We start from the raw sequence: 1,284 nt of genomic DNA, 5'->3' as shown, positions 1-1,284 counted from the left end.
TGGGAGCAAGGCTTGCCCGCGATGAGGCCCCTGAGAACAATAAAGGTGCACCGGTTTCTCACTCGCCACCCCCTGGTGCACCACACCGAACGAAACGTTCGCGTCCCCCCATAGTCAGTAGCTCAAGACCCTGCCCACGTTGATAGGCCCGCGATGCTGACTCTGATCAAGCAAGAAAAACTGTTGCTGCTGGCCTTGCTCGCCGCCTGTGTCGCCTTCCCGTTGGAACACTGGCTGTTGGGCAGCGGGCAGGTCCTGGCGTTGATCGGCGGTTTGGTGCTGATCGGCTTTATCGTCATGGCGTCCATGCGTGTTGCCCACCATGCCGAGCTGCTGGCAGAGAAGGTCGGCGATCCCTACGGCACGATGATCCTGACGCTGTCGGCGGTGCTGGTAGAAGTGGTGATCCTGGCGATCATGATGAGCAACGAAGCCTCGCCGACGCTGGTTCGCGACACCATTTATTCAGCGGTGATGCTCGACATCAATGGCATTCTTGGCCTCGCCGCGCTGATGGGTGGAATCAAGCATGGCGAGCAGGCTTATAACGATGATTCGGCGCGCACCTACAGCGTGATGATTCTCACCGCCATGGGCGTGTCGATGGTGGTGCCGGAGTTCATTCCCCAAGAGAGCTGGAAGCTCTATTCGGCATTCACCATCGGCGCGATGATCGTGCTGTACACCCTGTTCCTGCGCATGCAGGTGGGGCCTCACAGTTACTTTTTCAGCTACAGCTACCCGGAAAAACGCCGCCGCAAAGAGCCGGTGGAAAACCAGCCGAAACCCATCAGCCTGACGTTCTCCATCGCGGCGCTGGTGTTTGGCGTCGTGGTGATCGGGGCGTTGGCCGAAGTCATGTCCAAAGCTATCGACCTGGGGCTGGAAGGTTCCGGGGCGCCGCCGGTGGTGACGGCGATTCTGGTGGCTGCCATTTCCGCGGCACCGGAAATCCTTACCGCCTTGCGTGCGGCGCTGGCAAACCGCATGCAGTCGGTGGTGAATATCGCCTTGGGGGCTTCGCTGTCCACCGTGATCCTCACGGTGCCGGTGATGGAAGCGATGGCGCTCTACACCGGCCAGCCGTTCCAGATGGCAATGACCCCGGTGCAGACGGTGATGATCTTCATCACCTTGATCGTCTGCGCCATCAACCTCAACGATGGGGAAACCAATGCCATTGAAGGCATGACCCATTTTGTGTTGTTCGCGACGTTTATCATGCTGTCGTTGCTCGGACTTTAGGTCGGCGCAAAAGCAATGTGGGAGCGGGCTTGCTCGCGA

At 59.3% G+C, this 1,284-nt stretch carries 1 protein-coding gene; it reads left to right on the top strand.

The window, feature by feature from the left end:
* Positions 1–153 precede the first annotated feature (153 nt).
* On the top strand, positions 154–1,245 hold the full coding sequence (locus HU811_RS26945) for a calcium:cation antiporter (protein WP_186659150.1): 1,092 nt from the start codon (positions 154–156) through the stop codon (positions 1,243–1,245).
* The last annotated feature ends 39 nt before the right edge of the window (positions 1,246–1,284 follow it).

Origin of the sequence: Pseudomonas tehranensis (assembly GCF_014268615.1) — a bacterium.
GTDB lineage: Bacteria > Pseudomonadota > Gammaproteobacteria > Pseudomonadales > Pseudomonadaceae > Aquipseudomonas > Aquipseudomonas tehranensis.
This window is presented reverse-complemented; position numbering and strand designations above follow the sequence as displayed.

What these genes read in the sequence shown, in the direction of transcription:
- HU811_RS26945 (WP_186659150.1), top strand. Translation starts at nt 154, where the DNA reads ATGCTGACTCTGATCAAGCAAGAAAAACTGTTGCTGCTGGCCTTGCTC.